The 18,039-nt window shown below is 44.8% G+C and carries 15 protein-coding genes and 1 tRNA gene; 10 read left to right on the top strand and 6 right to left on the bottom strand.

The features are described from left to right. Positions 1–144: 144 nt before the first annotated feature. Genes pulA through QK890_RS12425 form a run of 3 tightly spaced genes read right to left on the bottom strand, consistent with a single transcriptional unit; the run spans position 145 to position 3,060 of the window. Positions 145–2,145: a type I pullulanase gene (gene pulA / locus QK890_RS12435; RefSeq protein WP_234191127.1), complete on the bottom strand. Its 2,001-nt coding sequence runs from the start codon at positions 2,143–2,145 to the stop codon at positions 145–147. A gap of 49 nt (positions 2,146–2,194) precedes the next feature. Next, positions 2,195–2,761, bottom strand: a complete 567-nt coding sequence (gene ruvC / locus QK890_RS12430) for a crossover junction endodeoxyribonuclease RuvC (protein WP_005780571.1) — start codon at positions 2,759–2,761, stop codon at positions 2,195–2,197. Then, the gene (locus QK890_RS12425; RefSeq protein WP_122296185.1) at positions 2,758–3,060 is read right to left on the bottom strand and encodes a DUF4286 family protein; all 303 of its coding nucleotides are present in this window, start codon (positions 3,058–3,060) and stop codon (positions 2,758–2,760) included. Before QK890_RS12425 ends, ruvC begins: the two co-directional genes overlap by 4 nt. Positions 3,061–3,174: 114 nt before the next feature. On the opposite strand from QK890_RS12425, the gene QK890_RS12420 reads away from it, so the two are divergent. Further along, positions 3,175–3,248 (top strand) — tRNA-Ala (locus tag QK890_RS12420). A gap of 219 nt (positions 3,249–3,467) precedes the next feature. Here the strand turns inward: QK890_RS12420 and QK890_RS12415 are convergent. After that, on the bottom strand, positions 3,468–4,598 hold the full coding sequence (locus QK890_RS12415) for a hypothetical protein (protein WP_337466756.1): 1,131 nt from the start codon (positions 4,596–4,598) through the stop codon (positions 3,468–3,470). Positions 4,599–5,145: 547 nt separating this feature from the next. Between QK890_RS12415 and pheS the strand changes: the two genes are divergently transcribed. The 9 genes from pheS (at position 5,146) to QK890_RS12370 (ending at position 15,766) form a co-directional block, all read left to right on the top strand. Further along, positions 5,146–6,165 carry a phenylalanine--tRNA ligase subunit alpha gene (gene pheS / locus QK890_RS12410; protein WP_005780578.1) on the top strand — a complete coding sequence of 340 codons (1,020 nt, stop codon included), beginning with the start codon at positions 5,146–5,148 and terminating at the stop codon, positions 6,163–6,165. A 169-nt stretch (positions 6,166–6,334) separates the two neighbouring features. After that, a complete protein-coding gene (locus tag QK890_RS12405; protein ID WP_234058523.1) occupies positions 6,335–7,528 on the top strand; it encodes an MFS transporter in 1,194 nt (397 codons plus the stop codon). Beyond that, positions 7,525–8,202, top strand: coding sequence for an endonuclease III (gene nth / locus QK890_RS12400; RefSeq protein WP_005780583.1), 678 nt, complete (start codon positions 7,525–7,527; stop codon positions 8,200–8,202). The genes QK890_RS12405 and nth overlap by 4 nt, the downstream gene beginning before the upstream one ends. Positions 8,203–8,291: 89 nt before the next feature. Then, the gene (gene pgk, locus QK890_RS12395) at positions 8,292–9,551 is read left to right on the top strand and encodes a phosphoglycerate kinase (protein WP_005807633.1); all 1,260 of its coding nucleotides are present in this window, start codon (positions 8,292–8,294) and stop codon (positions 9,549–9,551) included. A gap of 7 nt (positions 9,552–9,558) precedes the next feature. Then, positions 9,559–10,578 (top strand): ABC transporter substrate-binding protein, encoded by a 1,020-nt coding sequence (locus tag QK890_RS12390; protein ID WP_367627408.1) that lies wholly within the window; start codon positions 9,559–9,561, stop codon positions 10,576–10,578. Between the two features lie 19 nt (positions 10,579–10,597). Further along, a complete protein-coding gene (locus QK890_RS12385) occupies positions 10,598–11,635 on the top strand; it encodes an OprO/OprP family phosphate-selective porin (RefSeq protein ID WP_220576899.1) in 1,038 nt (345 codons plus the stop codon). Between the two features lie 11 nt (positions 11,636–11,646). Next, complete coding sequence (locus QK890_RS12380) at positions 11,647–12,837, top strand: DUF418 domain-containing protein (RefSeq protein ID WP_367627367.1); 1,191 nt, start codon at positions 11,647–11,649, stop codon at positions 12,835–12,837. Between the two features lie 3 nt (positions 12,838–12,840). Then, positions 12,841–15,039: a tetratricopeptide repeat protein gene (locus tag QK890_RS12375; RefSeq protein ID WP_367627366.1), complete on the top strand. Its 2,199-nt coding sequence runs from the start codon at positions 12,841–12,843 to the stop codon at positions 15,037–15,039. Positions 15,040–15,256: 217 nt separating this feature from the next. Continuing rightward, entirely contained in the window at positions 15,257–15,766 is a 510-nt protein-coding gene (locus tag QK890_RS12370) for a DUF3836 domain-containing protein (protein WP_220390709.1), read from the top strand. Between the two features lie 334 nt (positions 15,767–16,100). Here QK890_RS12370 and QK890_RS12365 read toward each other — a convergent pair whose 3' ends face one another. Continuing rightward, positions 16,101–16,937 (bottom strand): glycoside hydrolase family 16 protein, encoded by an 837-nt coding sequence (locus tag QK890_RS12365; RefSeq protein ID WP_367627365.1) that lies wholly within the window; start codon positions 16,935–16,937, stop codon positions 16,101–16,103. A 165-nt stretch (positions 16,938–17,102) separates the two neighbouring features. Continuing rightward, positions 17,103–18,020: a hypothetical protein gene (locus QK890_RS12360; RefSeq protein WP_367627364.1), complete on the bottom strand. Its 918-nt coding sequence runs from the start codon at positions 18,018–18,020 to the stop codon at positions 17,103–17,105. Positions 18,021–18,039: the final 19 nt, after the last annotated feature.

The following is an 18,039-nucleotide window of genomic DNA, read 5'->3' as shown; positions in this document are numbered from 1 at the left end:
ATCCCACAAATCAAGACAGTTTTTTAGAGATAATCCACTTAGGTTAACTTTATATTTGTTTTTTATGCCCTTATAATTTTTTTATTATCAGCATTTACAAAGTTAAGCCCGGATTATCTCCGGGCTTTCTCCATATGACTGATACTACTGGTGGATGATCAGTGCCGACTGTGCCGGAACCATTATCTCCGGACCGTACAACAGCCCCAAACCTCGCTCATCAATTACCCCATCTTTGCAGACAACGGTGTATTTGCCTTCAGGTATTGTCAGTTTGGCCGGAACGGAACGAGCATTGAGCACTACGATTATATTGTCCCAAGAGTCTCCGTTCGCACGATCTTTCAAACGAAAAGCTATCAGATTAGTGCCCTCCACTGGAAGAAATTCCAGATATTTACGCACCATCTCCGCATCGCCCATACGGAAAGCGGGATGTGCCTTACGAAGACTGATCAGACGTTTATAGTAAGTGAATACATCTTCATGGAGGGTTTTGCGGTTCCAATCGATGGCATTAATGGAATCGGGACTTTCAAAACTGTTATGCACCCCTTTCTTATCGCGCATCACCTCTTCACCGGCATAAATGAACGGAATACCTTGCGAGGTAAACACCGCCGTTTGTGCCAGTTTATCGAGCCGTGCAAGCTGTTCGGGAGTAATATCGGGAATACTTGACTTCAGACGATCCACCAGGCACATATCATCATGGCAGGATACGTAACTGATCATTTGAGTCGGCTGGGCAGCCCAAGGAGCTTTGCTGTAATTCACAGAGTCGTTGTTGACTTGAGGATGCTGGATAGTTCCGACAATTCCGAATTTAATGCTTTCTTCTCCACCGGGAATTCCGGCGAGAAAAGCTCCTTTATGATTATCATTGAAAGGACCACGCAACGCATCACGCAGTTCGTCGGAGAAAGCAGCAATACCGGGCATCTCGAAAGTATTGGCCTTCATAGCCAGCGAATCTCCCGGATACTGTGGTGCCTCCGCAGCCCAACCTTCACCATAAATAATGATAGAAGGATCAATGGCATTGACTGCCTTGCGGATTTCATTCATTGTCTCGATGTCGTGAATGCCCATCAGATCAAAGCGAAAGCCGTCTATATGGTATTCTTTAATCCAGTGGAGCACAGATTCGATCATATACTTACGCATCATGGGACGGTTGCTTGCCGTTTCGTTGCCGCAAGCCGAACCATTTGCCAGCGAACCATCGGGTTTCTGACGGTAGAAATATCCCGGCACCGTACGCTCAAAGTTGCTTCCGTCAGTATTGTACGTGTGATTGTACACCACGTCGAGTACTACCCGAATACCGGCTTTGTGGAGCGCCTGCACCATCTGTTTGAATTCACGGATGCGAACAGCCGGATCATAAGGATCAGTAGAATACGAACCATCGGGCACATTGTAATTTTGCGGATCATATCCCCAATTGTATTTATTTTCATTCAGTTTGGTTTCATCCACTGAGGCATAGTCATAAGATGGCAGGAGATGTACATGGGTGACTCCCAGTTCCACCAGATGGTCAATACCGGTAAGCAACTTGGCAGGATTCAGTGTCCCATGTTCGGTCAGAGCCAGAAACTTCCCTTTGTTCCGAATGCCCGACGTGGAGTCAACAGAAAAATCACGATGGTGCATCTCGTAGATGACTGCATCCGCAGGTGATTTCAACGGCGGACGCTGATCGTTTTCCCACCCCTGCGGATCGGTGGATTTCAGGTCGATAATGGCGGCACGCTTTCCGTTTACCCCCACCGCTTTGGCATTGATACCCGGCGTATCTCCCATCCATTTATCGTTTACCTTGACATTGAATGTATAGAATTTCCCCATCAGATCTTTACTGACCGTTGCTGTCCAAGTGCCTTCTTCCCCCGGCTCCATAGGAATTGTTTTGTAAGCATGCCCTCCTTCACCCGAATCAAACAACATCAGACGAACTTCATCGGCGGTAGGTGCCCAAAGGATAAACTTAGTAGCCTCCGGTGAATACTCCATCTCCGTGAGACTGCCCGAACGCACCGGATACAGCTCGTAAGACGCATATTCTTTCTTGGCAGGAGTACAACTGACTACAGCCGTGGCCGCAGTCACTCCAATAAAGGCAAGATAGTTCATTTTCATGGTTTTTCTCTCTATTAAATTATTATCTGATTAATTAAGTAGCCCGCGGCTACTTCACCCTTTCCGGGTTCTTGGCTATAAAATCTTTCCAACCGCTATACCCTTTCTCCATCACAGGACGCCCCATCTGCAGGAAATGACAATAGGCAGCTGCCAGTCCGTCGGTAGCATCCATAAAGACAGGCATGTCTTCTTTGGCAAAATGCAGCATGCGTTGCAGCATGTCGGCCACTTGCTCTTTTGAAGCCTGCCCGTTACCGGTAATAGCCATTTTTATTTTAAGCGGAGCATATTCGGTAATAGGAATATCTCGACTCAGCGCGGCAGCCATTGCCACTCCTTGTGCACGTCCGAGTTTCAGCATAGACTGCACGTTTTTCCCGAAGAAAGGGGCTTCAATCGCCAGTTCATCCGGCAAGTAGCTTTCAATGATGCTCAGTACCCGTTCATGTATATGGCGCAGTTTAAGGTAATGATCGCCGAATTTACGCAGGTCGATAATCCCCATAGCAATCATCTCCGGCTTAGTCCCCCGGACACGCAGCACTCCGTATCCCATGATCGTTGTACCGGGATCGATGCCCAGAATAATCTTCTCTTTAACCGGCTGAATCACTCCAATACCTCCATCAATGTCGGAAATCCGACTACTTTATCCTTGAATATCTTTACCAACTCTTGGTTAAGCCGTGCACCTTGTTCCTGATGCCAGCGATGCAAAAGGCTGGAATTATCCACCTCCCATTGGAGTGAATAAGAAGTGCCCTCGTCACGATGGCTCAACACACGGCAGATACGTGGTGTACGGAGTGCTCCGTGTTTCTCTACTTCAGGGATATAACTTTCTTTGATCCAGATCAGAAAATTGTCATGAACCTCGTCATCCACCTGAAAAGTGGTATTGTATATCAGCATATTTTTTATCTTTTGATGATTATTTCCGCAAACATAGCAATTATTTCAGAATAATGCATTATATTTGCCGCATCAAAACAGATAAACGTTCGCAAACGTTATCATGAAAACAACGGGGGGTTAGCTCATCTGGCTAGAGCGTAACACTGGCAGTGTTAAGGTGATCGGTTCGAGTCCGATACTCTCCACACCCAATTAATAAAAATAGTAAATATTTCATCATTAAAATGGGGAAATCCGTGAGGACTTCCCCATTTTGTTTTTTATCCAGTTCTACATCAGTTTGCCATAGATCATGGACCAATGTTCCTTCCACACTCGATAGCCTCTCCCCTATCTCTACAACACGAAAAGTTTTCGTTTTATTCGGAACTGAGGATCAAGGGGAAAAAAGAGCAACTACACAATTAATGACCGAACCGGAAACGAAGTTTATGCCAAAAGCCATCTTCTTTCTTTTTTCCTTCCACCGATGCAACCTCGGAGTCTGTATGTGTCGTGGTCTCTGCTTCCACTTCTGTTACCACTTCTTGTATAGAGACCTTCACCTTTTTCTCAAAATTCCTTTTAATCCAAACTTCAAGGACTATTCCGGCATAATCCCAACTGCGTATAATTTTCAAATGATTTTCCAATAGCTGTATCTCCCACTCGATTTTTCTTACCTCTTCACGCAAACTAATGATCCGGTCATACAGCTTTGATTTGCAGCATTGCAATTTCCCCACTTCAGAACGTTGACTGCGCAGGTCTGTCGGCACCTCCGATGTCTCTACAAGCGCTTCTCCGGAGCTTGCGGCATCTTCGTCCTTTTCCGGCCCGGCTATTTTTATACGCTCCCGTCCGCCAAGTACCTCTTCCAGTGTTTTTAGACGATTAGACAATTCATCTTTCTCTTTCTCCAAGCATCTATTCTGCTTGGACAGACTCTCATTTCTGTTCCACAAATCGGTATTACGTCTGCGCGCAGCTTCTATCATTTGCCACTCTTCCATCTGTTGCTTCTTGAACCACTCAACGCTCTTCCGACTTCTGGAAAGTTCTGATTGAAGCCCATTGATGATTTCGTTTGTACTTGCAGGCAGATCACTCAACGTCTTCCTGAATTCCTTGATGTATTCGCATACAGAATCGAATCCCATTCTGGCGGCCACCTTTGAAAGAGGAGAGGCGGCAAAGGCACTATTAAACAGTTTTTGCTCTTCGGTACTCAAGCCACCCACCACCATAGACAATATCCGGCGCACGATGGGCGCAAAGTCATCAAAGAGGCGCATCTTAAGCGCGGCATCTTCGTCCTTCTCAAGTTCCGCCTCGATGCGCCGTTCAAACTTCCCACAAAGTTGTTCGTAATTAGTGGTCAGGCGCGCCAACCGCTTCTCGTTTCCGATCAATCTCTGCACACTCTCGTCGTCAATCAACACCACGCTGCCCACAGTCGAAGAGGTTATCTCACACTCCCGTATCCATCCGAGCACCCGCGATTCGCTGATCCCATACTTATCAGATATACTTTTTACTGACATCCAATCGGCCATATCCATACAATTTAAGGTCTGCAAGATTGTACATAAGATCCGAAGCATCCGTAATTCACCTTATGACGAAAAGAATAGCTATCGTGCCCAATCACTCCCTCGCATCGGCTAAAATAATCATTTTTCACAGAACAACCTATTATTTGTAAAAAAAAGAAAGTTATTTTTATTTTATCTCTTATATATGTCAATATGGTAGCGGTTGGAAAACCATTGAAAGGCATGCACGTTACCGACTCACTGCCCGAACTTATCTTGAAGTATCAACAAACCGAAAAAAGAAAGAAAAACATCTCTACCCTTCTGATTATTATACACCAATGAAAAACTGAAAAGCCACAGAAGTCATAAAGTAATTACCAAAGAAACATCTTTTTCCTTTATCATAGAGTTTCACTTCTTTGTTTCTCCTTTGTGTACCCCAAGTACTCTGTGATGAATTCAGCCGACTGACACATTTTATTTCTTTCTATCTCCTTTGATTGCAATATTATTGTTACTTTTGCAGCAATTTAAAGAAAAACCGAATAACAATAAATCGCAAGATATGATAGCTAAGATTAATCAACTTCTTGAAGAGGTAGCAGCCTTGAAGGCTGCCAATGCCGAAGAACTCGAAGCTCTCCGCATCAAATACCTTAGCAAGAAAGGAGCCATCAACGACTTGATGGCAGATTTCCGTAACGTGGCTGCCGAACAGAAAAAAGAAGTCGGCATGAGGCTCAACGAGCTGAAAACTAAAGCACAAGAGAAAATCAACGCACTGAAAGAACAGTTCGACAACCAAGACAACGGACAGGACGATCTGGACCTGACCCGTTCGGCTTACCCTGTGGAACTGGGCACACGTCACCCGCTCTCCATTGTACGCAATGAAATCATCGATATCTTTGCCCGTCTGGGATTCAACATCGCCGAGGGTCCGGAAATCGAAGATGACTGGCACGTGTTCTCAGCACTTAACTTTGCCGAAGATCATCCGGCACGCGACATGCAGGATACATTCTTCATCGAATCACACCCCGACGTGCTACTACGCACACACACTTCGTCGGTGCAGAGTCGCGTAATGGAAGTTTCACAACCACCTATCCGCATCATCTGCCCGGGACGCGTTTACCGTAACGAAGCCATCAGCTATCGTGCACACTGCTTCTTCCACCAGGTGGAGGCACTGTATGTGGACAAAGATGTTTCTTTCACCGACCTGAAACAGGTGTTGCTTCTCTTCGCCCAGGAGATGTTCGGTGCCGATACAAAAATCCGCCTGCGTCCATCCTACTTCCCGTTCACAGAACCCAGTGCTGAGATGGACATCAGCTGTAACATCTGCGGCGGAAAAGGTTGCCCTTTCTGCAAACATACCGGATGGGTGGAAATCCTGGGATGCGGCATGGTAGACCCCAATGTGCTTGATGCCAACGGAATTGACAGCAAAGTCTACAGTGGCTATGCCTTAGGTATGGGTATCGAACGTATCACAAACTTGAAATATCAGGTGAAGGACCTCCGGATGTTCTCCGAAAACGATACCCGTTTCCTAAAGGAATTCGAAGCGGCATATTGATTTACGATCAGGCGATTTACAATTTACAATTGAAATTACTTCCCGACATGAAGGAGGTAAGAAAGATGTGTAGAGAGTAAATCGTCTAATTCGCTTCAAACTTCGTGTTCTTCACAGGATGAAGTGGCTTCCAATCGCAAATCGTCCAACTGTTAATTATGAAACCATAATGAAAGATAGGCTTGTCACTCCCGGTTATGTCTTGATACTGGCAGCAAACTTCCTTTTGTACTTTGCCTTCTACTTGATTCTGCCTGTACTGCCTTTCTATCTGACTGAAGTTTTCCAAACCGGAAATGCGGCAGTAGGCGTTATTTTATCATGCTACACTGTGGCCTCGCTCTGTATTCGCCCCTTTTCAGGCTATCTACTGGACACACTGGCACGCAAACCGCTCTATCTGATCGCTTATTTCGTGTTCATAACCGTGTTCGCGGGATACATCCTGGCGGGAATACTGTCATTATTCATTATGCTCCGTGTAGTGCACGGACTGGCCTTCGGTATGGTGACCGTAGCAGGAAACACCATTGTAATCGACATCACTCCTTCTTCACGACGAGGAGAAGCAGTAGGCTACTACGGACTGATGAACAACACCGCCATGAGTTTCGGACCGATGATCGGGCTTTTCATGCACGACACTTGTTCATTCGAAACCATCTTCCTCTGCTCACTCCTCTCCGGCACAGCCGGTTTTGTAGCTGCATGTCTGGTGAAGACTCCTGTCAAGCAACCGGTCAAGCGGGAGCCAATCTCACTTGACCGCTTCGTTTTAATAAAAGGTATACCGGCCGGCGTTGCCCTGCTCTTGCTATCTATCCCCTATGGCATGACAAGCACTTACATAGCCATGTATGCCAAAGAAATAGGAATCACACTCAGCTCCGGTCTGTTCTTTACGTTCATGGCAATAGGCATGGCCGTCTCACGTATGTTCTCCGGACGGCAGGTGGACAAGGGACACATCACGCAGGTTATCACTCTGGGACTTTATCTGGTGTGCATTTGTTTCTTCACTCTTTCTGCCTGTGACAAACTGATGCAGATAAATCCCGAACTAACCGATGTGCTTTTCTTCATGGTAGCACTGCTGCTGGGAGTCGGGTTTGGCACCATGTTTCCAGCCTTCAACACGCTGTTTGTCAACTTGGCTCCGAACAGCCAACGCGGCACAGCCACTTCCACCTATCTCACCTCGTGGGATGTAGGCATCGGAATCGGTCTGGTTCTGGGCGGCTATATCGCCCAATTTACCTCGTTTGACATGGCCTATCTCTTCGGAGCCTGCCTGACAGTGATCTCCACCTTCTATTTTAACTTGAAAGTCGCACCTCATTATCATAAGAACAAATTAAGATGACAAAGAAAGAACGTTATGAAAAAGTAATCGCCTGGTTTCAGGAGAATGTACCCGTAGCCGAAACGGAACTGCATTACAACAACCCGTACGAACTGCTGATTGCCGTTATCCTCTCCGCACAATGTACTGACAAGCGGGTGAACATGATCACCCCGAAAATCTATCAAGACTTCCCCACCCCGGAAGCACTGGCCGCTACTACTCCGGAAGTGATATTCGAGTACATCCGCAGTGTCTCTTACCCTAACAATAAGTCAAAACACTTGGTAGGCATGGCACGAATGCTGGTGAGTGACTTTAACAGCGAAGTGCCCGGTACCCTTGAAGAACTGATCAAACTGCCCGGAGTGGGACGCAAAACAGCCAACGTCATCCAGTCTGTCGTATTCAACAAGGCGGCCATGGCTGTAGACACACATGTATTCCGAGTGAGCCACCGCATCGGACTCGTGGGTGATGCCTGCACGACTCCTTTCAGTGTAGAAAAAGAACTGACGAAAAACATCCCCAACGAATTGATTCCCATCGCTCACCACTGGCTTATTCTACACGGACGTTATGTCTGCCAGGCACGTACACCCAAATGTGAAACCTGTGGTTTGCAATTAATGTGTAAATATTACTGTGAGAAGTATAAAGTTAGCAAAGACACACCGAAGAGGAAGAATAAATAACGATTTCATAGCAAAAAAGAGAAATTAATACTAACTTTGCGGTCATCATAAAAGAAACTAACACTTTTAAAGTAAATAAATAAAGTATTATGCAGACAATTGACAATTTCAATTTTGCCGGTAAAAAGGCATTCGTTCGCGTGGACTTCAATGTACCCTTGGACGAAAACTTCAACATTACAGACGACACTCGTATCCGTGCTGCACTTCCTACGCTAAAGAAGATTCTGGCAGACGGTGGCAGCATCATCATCGGCTCTCACCTGGGCCGCCCGAAAGGCGTTGCCGACAAATTCTCTCTGAAACATATCGTTAAGCACGTGTCAGAACTGCTGGGCGTTGAAGTTCAGTTTGCTAACGACTGCATGGGCGAAGAAGCTGCCGTGAAAGCTGCCGCTTTACAACCGGGCGAAGTGCTGTTGCTCGAAAATCTCCGTTTCTACGCTGAGGAAGAAGGCAAACCGAGAGGACTGGCTGAAGACGCAACCGACGAAGAAAAAGCTGCTGCCAAGAAAGCCGTGAAAGAAAGCCAGAAAGAATTTACAAAGAAACTGGCTTCATACGCTGACTGCTACGTAAACGACGCATTCGGTACAGCTCACCGTGCACACGCTTCTACGGCGTTGATCGCCAAATACTTCGATGTGAACAATAAGATGTTCGGTTACTTGATGGAGAAAGAAGTGAAGGCCGTTGACAAGATATTGAACGATATCAAACGTCCGTTTACAGCCATCATGGGTGGTTCTAAAGTGTCTTCTAAGATCGAAATCATCGAAAACCTGCTGAACAAGGTAGACAACCTGATCATCACAGGCGGTATGACATATACTTTCACCAAAGCTATGGGTGGACAGATCGGTCTGTCTATCTGCGAAGATGACAAACTGGATCTCGCCCGCGAACTGATGCAAAAGGCTAAAGACAAAGGTGTAAATCTGGTATTGGCTGTTGACGCTAAGATCGCCGACTCTTTCTCTAACGATGCCAACACTAAATTCTGTCCTGTGAATGAAATTCCTGACGGATGGGAAGGTCTTGACATCGGTCCTAAATCAGAAGAAATCTTTGCCGAAGTGATCAAGAATTCCAAGACTATCCTTTGGAACGGTCCGACAGGCGTATTCGAATTCGAAAACTTCACTCACGGTTCACGCTCGGTAGGCGAAGCTATCGTAGAGGCTACTAAGAACGGGGCTTTCTCACTCGTCGGCGGTGGCGACTCTGTAGCTTGTGTCAACAAGTTCGGTCTGGCAAACGGTGTATCTTATGTTTCTACCGGCGGTGGAGCATTGCTTGAAGCAATCGAAGGAAAAGTTCTTCCGGGTATTGCCGCTATTCAGGAATAAGACTAAAGTGAATCACTATAAAACAGAAAAGGCAGCCCCTCACGGAGTTGCCTTTTTTAAAAGGAAAAAGTCAAGAGTGAAACCCTTTTTCAGCATCATACTACTGCTTCTTTTATCAGCCTGTGCAGACAAAAAAGAGGGACATACACTGTCATCCGAACTTCAGCCTCTGACTTTCGGACTAATGCCTTCTTTCGACGGACTGTCTCATCTGATTGCCGCCCGTTACGGTGTTTATGATTCGCTGGATATAAAAGTCAACTTCATCACTTATGCCTCGGCAACCGATCGTGACGCTGCTTTCTTATCGGGCAAACTGGATGGTATGCTCACCGACTATCCGTGTGCCGCCCTTTTACAGACCAAAGGAGCCCGTTTGCGTCTGGTTATGGAAAATGATGGCTGCCTTAGCCTGATAACAAGCAAAAAATATGATGTCAGGAATCCGGAAGACCTAAAAGGGAAAAACATTGCCATCTCTTGCAATACCCTGATAGAGTATGCCACCGACGAAGTAATGAAACAGGCCCGTCTTACTCCCGGTGAAGCGAACAAACCCGAAATCAACAACATTTTTTTGAGGCTGATGATGTTGGAAAACGGACAGATCACAGCATCTTTCTTGCCCGGTCCGGCAACGGCAATCGCGGTAAACGACGGACACACAGTATTGCTAAATACAGTCCAAATGGGGATACATTCCGCCGGAACGGCCTTCACAGAAGAGGCCATCAAAGAAAAAAACGAAGAAATAAGGAGGTTTATCACCGGATACAATCTAGGCGTGAAATACCTGCAAACCTATCCCCGGGATAAATGGGGGGAGATATTAACACAAGAATTCGGACTGCCGGAAACAGTGGCTGCCCAGGTGGACTTGCCCGATTATCGACCTGCCATGTGTCCGTCTTCTCACGACATAGAAAAAGCTATTGCCTGGCTGAAGAACAAAGGAGCAATCCCCGGTAACTATCAGGGTGAAAACTTAGTAGATACGACCTTCATTCCCGGCCAATTCAAACCATAATAAATACAACAAAGTAAAGATGAAAAACACATTCCTATTAACACTTGTGCTGCTGCTACTGGCAAGCGGCAACCTGAATGCACAGGAAAAAAAAGAGGGTATGACGGTAAACAAAGTCGTCAATACGCTAAAAGAACGGATCACCCTTGCCGGATATGCGCAACTGGGATATACTTATGACGATGCAGCGAAGAAAACCAATACATTCGACATCAAACGAATCATCTTCATGGCTCACGGACGAATCACCGACCGTTGGACCTGCGATTTCATGTACGACTTTTACAATGGAGGTATGCTGCTCGAGGTTTATACCGATTATCAGATTCTACCCGGACTGAAAGCCCGCATCGGAGAATTTAAAGTCCCTTATACGATCGAGAACGAATTATCACCCACGACAGTGGAACTGATTAACTGCTACTCACAATCTGTGTGTTATCTGGCAGGGGTAAGCGGCAGTGACGTAGCTTGTGGCATGACATCGGGACGCGACATCGGTGCGATGATCCACGGAGGATTACTGAACGACCTGCTATACTACAAACTGGCGGTGATGAACGGACAAGGACTCAATATCAAAGATAAAAACAATCAAAAAGATATCATCGGCAATCTGATGGTAAATCCACTGAAATGGCTGTCGGTAGGCGGTTCGTTTATAAAAGGAACAGGACATGCCGTCGCCGATTCGGAAATAACCGGTATCCCGGCAGGGGAAAACTACACCAAAAACCGCTGGAGTATAGGAGGTATCATCACGGCAAGCCCGTTCAGCCTCCGTTCCGAATATCTGGCGGGAAAAGACGGAACTGTGAAAAGTGACGGTTTTTATGCCACCGGAAGTTGCCGGCTCCTACGCAACTTCGACCTCGTAGCTTCGTATGACTATTTCAACGCAGATAAAGCCATCGGCCGAAAACAGACGAATTACATAGCCGGACTGCAATATTGGTTCTATCCCAAATGCAGATTGCAAGCACAATATACTTTTTGCGACCGGAATAAGGGAAAAGACAGTAACCTGTTTCAGGCGCAGGTACAGGTAAGATTCTAAAACGATAATCAATGGAACATAAAATCAGCGAACCCAATGCCCGTGTAGACGTGGCCGATGTACTGAGAGGACTGGCTGTGATGGGGATCATCATCCTGCATAGTATCGAACATTTTAATTTCTACTCCTTTCCGGATGCCATCCCCGGCGAATGGATGAAATTTACCGACAGAGCTATCTGGAACGGGCTCTTTTTTGTCTTCAGCAACAAAGCTTATGCCGTATTTGCCCTGCTGTTAGGCTTCAGTTTCTATATTCAGGATAACAACCAACAACGCCGTGGTAAAGATTTTCGCCTCCGGTTCATCTGGCGGATGGTGCTACTGTTCATCATCGGACAGTTCAACGCTGCTTTTTTTACAGGTGAAATACTGACGATGTATGCCATGCTCGGTCTGATACTCCCTCTGTTCTGTCGCCTCGGTAGCCGCAGTGTAGCCATCTTCGCCACCCTGCTTATCCTGCAACCGATAGATTGGTTCAAAGTGATCTATGCTCTCTGCAACCCGGAATATGTACCCGGTCCCAGCCTGGCTTCCCACTACTTCGGGATTGCTTTCGACGTGCAGAAAAACGGTACCTTCCTTGAAACGATCCGCATGAACCTCTGGGAAGGGCAACTTGCCAACCTGACTTGGGCATTGGAGCACGGACGCATTCTGCAAACGCCTGCCCTCTTCCTCTTCGGTATGCTGGTGGGACGTAAGGGACTATTCCTTTATAGCGAACAGAACGAACAACGCTGGCTCAAAGCATTAGGTATGTCACTCTTATGTTTCTTTCCATTATATGGTCTGAATAACATGCTGCCGGGATTCATCACGCGCGATGCCCTCCTGATTCCCTTGCAACTGATCATAAGCTCTTTGAGCAACCTCAGCTTCATGGTATTGCTGGTCAGCGGACTGCTTATCACTTTCTACCGTATCAAAGACCGCAGATTCCTGATGCGTTTCACCTCGTATGGCAAGATGAGTCTGACAAACTACATCGGACAATCCGTCATTGGCTCACTTCTTTTCTACCACTGGGGGTTTGAATTAGGACGTTTCTTAGGAATTACTTACAGTTTCTTTTTTGGCATTCTTTTTGTACTTCTTCAAATGGCCTTCTGTTCCTGGTGGCTCGGTCACTTCAAACATGGTCCCTTCGAAGGCCTATGGAAACGCCTCACTTGGATTGGAAACAATAAACGAAAGTAAATTATGAACGAACAACTTATCAACGAACAATATCAATACATCCTCCGCCTGATCGGACAAAAACGACTGAAGGAGGCGCTGACTCAACTGGAATCATTCCTCTGGAAGTGTCCGGAATGGTCGCTCCGTACCCGCCTGGAGCAGATACAGACTTCGTACAACTATATGCTGCAATACATGCGCCAGGGGGTAGAAGACCCGGAGCGTAAGAAATTATATCAAAGATTGCTGGCCGATACTCTTGAAATCACCGATCAGGCACGTATTACACTACTCGACAGTGTATCAAGCCATTATTATCATCAATATCGTACGCGACGTACTGAGGAACTTTCTCCCCTTACCCTGGAGATGCTGATACACACGCTTGAATCGTTCAATGATGACCTGGCCGTAAGCGGATTCATTTCGGATCAAAACATGGATGAAGTTTTAAAACGTCACGAAGATAATCTGCGGATTCTGTTCCTGCAAACCTGGACCAATAGCAACTGGAGTACGGAAGAAAGTACAACTGCACAATCCATGCTTCAGTCCGAATTACTTCCGGTGAACGATCTTTGCCTTTTTACAAGTGCCGTTACCCTTAGTCTGATGGAATGTTTCGATCTCCGAAAACTTCTGTGGCTGATAGATGCTTACCGTCACCCCAATGTACAGATCAGCCAGCGGGCTTTGGTAGGAATCGCTTTCATTCTCCATACCTATTCACCACGTATCGATTTCTATCCGGAAATCAATTTACGTATCACGGCACTGATGGAAGAAACCGCGTTCGAAAAAGAACTGTTACGCGTACATATCCAAATACTTCTCAGTCAGGAAACGGAAAAAATCGACAAAAAAATGCGTGAGGAAATCATTCCCGAAATGCTGAAAAGCATGTCTCCCATGCGCAACATGAAGTTTGGTTTCGAAGAGTCCGATGAAGAGAAAGATGACACCAATCCCGACTGGGCCGATGCTATAGAGAAGTCCGGACTGGGTGACAAGTTGCGTGAAATGAACGAATTGCAACTGGAAGGTGCCGATGTATATATGAGCACATTTGCACAACTCAAAAGCTATCCGTTCTTCAGGGAAATCTCCAATTGGTTCTATCCTTTCGACAGGCAACAATCGGCTGTCATTAAAGAGTTTCGTAATCGGGAAACAGAAGGAGGAAGTCTGTTGGAAATCATCTTGCAGTCGGGTTTCTTCTGTAACAGTGACAAGTATTCGCTGTTCTTCACCATGCAGCAATTGCCGCAATCACAGCGTGACATGATGTTGAGCCAACTCACGGAACAACAAATGGAAGAATTGGCAGATCAGTCGAAAGCCGAAACACTGAAGAAATTTTCCGAACGCCCCGATACGGTAAGTAACCAATATCTGCACGACTTATACCGCTTCTTCAAATTGAATATGCGAAGACAGGAATTTCGCGACTTGTTCAAAGAGGTCATCTGCCTGTACAGCAATCCGGCATTGGAAGACATGTTGTTCAACCCGGATGCCCTGCTGGCTTTAGCCAACTTTCACTTCAGAAAAGAGCACTGGGAAAAAGCAGCCGAAGCCTATGACAAAGTCGCCTACATGGTCCCACGAGAGAATGAAGCTGAAGTTTACCAAAAGCAGGGCTACTCTCTGCAAAAACTGAAACGATATACACAAGCCATCGAAGCCTATCGGAAAGCAGATACCCTCAAACCGAACAACTTATGGACTAATCGCCATTTAGCCATTTGTTATCGTCTCGACCGACAATTCCGCAAAGCTTTGGAATATTACCGAAAAGTGGAAGAAGTATTGCCGGAAGACACAAAAGTAATTTTCTATATTGGCAACTGCCTGGCAGAGACATGGAACTACGAAGAAGCACTGAACTACTTCTTCAAACTCGATTTCCTGGAAAGTGATTGCATCAAAGCATGGCGTGCCATCGGTTGGTGTTCGTTCATGACAGGAAAACGTGAACAAGCCATGAAGTACTATGATAAAGTGATTGCCCAAAAGCCGATGCCGGTAGACTACCTGAATGCCGGTCATGTGGCATGGTCATTGGGAGATATAGAGAAAGCCGTGCCTTTCTACTCCAAAGCCGCAGAACTCTATGGCAGTAAAGAGCAGTTCCTTGAGATGTTCCGCAAGGACGAGGATATCATCATAGGAAAAGGTATTACCTCCGATGATATTCCATTGGTTCTCGATCTGATTTAGAACAAACAAGAAAGAAAAAACGAACAGGGTGTCCGATTGTGGACACCCTGTTTTTTTATAATCTATTAATAATGAAGCTTCTAAATTCTGGCATACCTATTGATTCTTACTCTACAGAAAATAATCTGAAAAAAGATTGTATACCCGTGCAACTTAAATTCAAGTAACAACGTCTAATAAACAAAGAAAGATATAAACTAATTAAATAATAAAGGATATGAAAACAATTACATTTTTCAAAAGAGTATTAGCCTCTGCAGCATTAGTTTCGGTATGTGGATTTGCTTGTGCAACAAACAACGGCAAACAGTTTGTCCATAATGATACGATGGAAAAGGGAAGACTCGTCTGCCGTGAAATATATTCTATGGACAATCCTGTTTCCGGCATACTCAGTCCGGTAAAAATGCATAAATACAGCTACGATACCGACCATCAGAGAACGGTGAAATCCACCTATACATGGAATGTATTTAAAAACGCATGGGAAAAAGAATCTTTGACGGTTGTCTCCCGGTATGAAACAGAAACTTCGGTAGAGTATTCTGTATGGAATAAAGAAAAAGAATCATTTAGCCCATCAGAAAAATATATATACATTACCAACAGTGATAACCAACTGATAGCCCAATACGCATACAAAATGAACTCCCGCACCAACCAATGGATATTGGAGAAAGACGCCTTAGTACCCATTTACGAGAACATTTATGCAACAACCCGTTAATGGAGATTCCGGATTTCACAGATACGGAAAAATCAGGTAACATAATCAAAGAAACCAGAACATCAAAGAGAAAGAATTTAAATCCGGAAGTTGATAAAAAAGTAGTTATCCCCATCTCCTCTTTGCCAAGACTCTCTTGGGAGTTCAGAACATCGAATCAAGACAAAGCATTTATAACCAAACAGATAAATACACTTGGTATCTAAGTATAGAAAGTTAGTTTTAACACTGTATTAAAGTTGGTTCTTCAAACACAGACAACAAGTCTTTTGCATGCAAAAGACTTGTTGTTTATATTCGTGAAAGTAAAAACGGAAATTATGCATTAACAATGTTAACGATCCACAGGTTGACTTACTTTTACCCAGTCTATCTCCATCTTCGCAGGCAGTTCACTATCCATTATAGTACCAGGCCAAGTACCTGCACCGCCCAAAGCATAATTTAAAATCAAATAAAAAGAAGTATCGAACGGCCATTGCTTTTTGACGCTCTCATCGGCCAAATGCAAGTTAGGATAGACTAAAGTGGTAGCTCCATTCACTTTAAAAGTAAGAGACTCGGGAGTCCACTCGATACCAAATACATTGAATTGCCCTTTATTGTAAGGAACTGTTTTTGTTGGAACAGGCTTAGTGAATCCCAAGTCATTTTTGTAGTGGCTGTGAATTGTTTGATATACAATGCCGTCATGATTCAACTGCTCCATAATATCTATTTCACCGCAAGCAGGCCATCCACTGTAAACGGGTTTGGCAGGCATCATCCAGATGGCAGGCCATCCACCCTTTGCCGTCTTGGTGAAACGGGCACATATCTCTATTTTACCATATTGAAATTCTGCTTTACCTAATGACTGCACCCCTCCCGTCTTATATACTCCATTCACTTTCTCGGCAATCAGTACTAACTTCCCATCGTGTACATAAGCCTGATCATAACTTTCGGATAAATATTTGCTCCAGACAGGACTGCCTTTTTTGCACAAGCCCCATTTTGTTTTGTCGGGAATACTATCTGTCTGGTTGAAGTCATCTTGAAAAACTATCTTCTCCGAAACAGCATCTGACCTTGTCAGAGGTGTAACCATCGAATCATCAGAAGACGAACAAGCATAGAAAGAAAGTACCGACATGACAGCACCGCATAATAAGACAAGAGATCTTTTCATAATACTAAGGTTTTAGAGTTAAACATAAAATTACTGATAAATAACAAACTGTATATTTATTTAGTTCATCAACTCTCTGTGATTTTTTATACGATTTAATAGGGACAATCTAATCTGACTTACCAGAATCCATAAAAGGTATCAATAAAGAGAGCGTCGTTTATGTCATTCAAAACTATAAGAAACATTACACCAAGCTATTTCATCATTCTCAGATGTCATCTGATTAAGATCTTCAAATACAGGATAATAATAAAAAAAATCAGAATAGTTGGCTATAAAGCCGCCATCATGTCCCCTCCCAAAAGAAGTGAAATGCCCGGTTGAACTGTAAGTCCAGAAATGAATTGAGTAGGTCAGCTGTAATTGATCACTATTGACATTATGATTTACCTTACCATAAAATTCCCAACGATTTTCGGCATGGGAACGCATGAAAAGAGAATCATTCCGCATCTGAAAATACTTTTCGTATGAAAGTGAAGTACCATCTTCAAAGTCGGAAGAGAATCTCAACTTATCAACAGATATAAACTCAATCTTATCATTTGGAAAACCCTTAATAAATCCATCCGAACTATTGAAACGGCTTTCCCAATAACTGTCCATCTCCAGAAAGATTTCTACGCCTCCTTTACTACTGCCTTGATAGCATCTGAAACCTTCAAGGCGGTATTGTCCGCTATAAGCCACAGACCGGGACGCAACAGCCACCGGAATAATATGCTCTTCTCCCCGATAAGATACACAGATATGAGTTTTTCCAACCCCAGCCACACGAACTTCAATGCATCTTTTTCCTAAGTAATCCGGATTATACGTAGCGTCGACCACCGCAGTATCTTCCGAACGGACTTTTATCTGATCTCCGGATGCAGCTTTCAGAAAAATCATAGCCGGTGTTTGCAAAACATCCATCAAGAGTCCCTCTTCTCCCAGGAGACGCTCTTCAGAACCATTACCGGTATAAAAACGAATTTCATTTTCATCATCTTTCTCACAACCGCTAAGCACTATCACAACTACCGTAGCAAAGAGAACATAGTACAGACTTTTAAATAAGGGTAAGGTTACAGGTTTCATATTATTTTCAGTTTTAGTA

This window comes from Bacteroides sp. NGMCC 1.200775 (assembly GCF_040798045.1).
Taxonomy (GTDB): Bacteria; Bacteroidota; Bacteroidia; order Bacteroidales; family Bacteroidaceae; genus Bacteroides; species Bacteroides hominis.
This window is presented reverse-complemented; position numbering and strand designations above follow the sequence as displayed.

What these genes read in the sequence shown, in the direction of transcription:
- QK890_RS12415 (WP_337466756.1), bottom strand. Translation starts at nt 4,598, where the DNA reads ATGGCCGATTGGATGTCAGTAAAAAGTATATCTGATAAGTATGGGATC.
- QK890_RS12370 (WP_220390709.1), top strand. Translation starts at nt 15,257, where the DNA reads ATGAAAACAATTACATTTTTCAAAAGAGTATTAGCCTCTGCAGCATTA.
- nth (WP_005780583.1), top strand. Translation starts at nt 7,525, where the DNA reads ATGACAAAGAAAGAACGTTATGAAAAAGTAATCGCCTGGTTTCAGGAG.
- QK890_RS12360 (WP_367627364.1), bottom strand. Translation starts at nt 18,020, where the DNA reads ATGAAACCTGTAACCTTACCCTTATTTAAAAGTCTGTACTATGTTCTC.
- pulA (WP_234191127.1), bottom strand. Translation starts at nt 2,145, where the DNA reads ATGAAAATGAACTATCTTGCCTTTATTGGAGTGACTGCGGCCACGGCT.
- QK890_RS12375 (WP_367627366.1), top strand. Translation starts at nt 12,841, where the DNA reads ATGAACGAACAACTTATCAACGAACAATATCAATACATCCTCCGCCTG.
- QK890_RS12385 (WP_220576899.1), top strand. Translation starts at nt 10,598, where the DNA reads ATGAAAAACACATTCCTATTAACACTTGTGCTGCTGCTACTGGCAAGC.
- pgk (WP_005807633.1), top strand. Translation starts at nt 8,292, where the DNA reads ATGCAGACAATTGACAATTTCAATTTTGCCGGTAAAAAGGCATTCGTT.
- QK890_RS12380 (WP_367627367.1), top strand. Translation starts at nt 11,647, where the DNA reads ATGGAACATAAAATCAGCGAACCCAATGCCCGTGTAGACGTGGCCGAT.
- pheS (WP_005780578.1), top strand. Translation starts at nt 5,146, where the DNA reads ATGATAGCTAAGATTAATCAACTTCTTGAAGAGGTAGCAGCCTTGAAG.
- QK890_RS12425 (WP_122296185.1), bottom strand. Translation starts at nt 3,060, where the DNA reads ATGCTGATATACAATACCACTTTTCAGGTGGATGACGAGGTTCATGAC.
- QK890_RS12405 (WP_234058523.1), top strand. Translation starts at nt 6,335, where the DNA reads ATGAAAGATAGGCTTGTCACTCCCGGTTATGTCTTGATACTGGCAGCA.
- QK890_RS12365 (WP_367627365.1), bottom strand. Translation starts at nt 16,937, where the DNA reads ATGAAAAGATCTCTTGTCTTATTATGCGGTGCTGTCATGTCGGTACTT.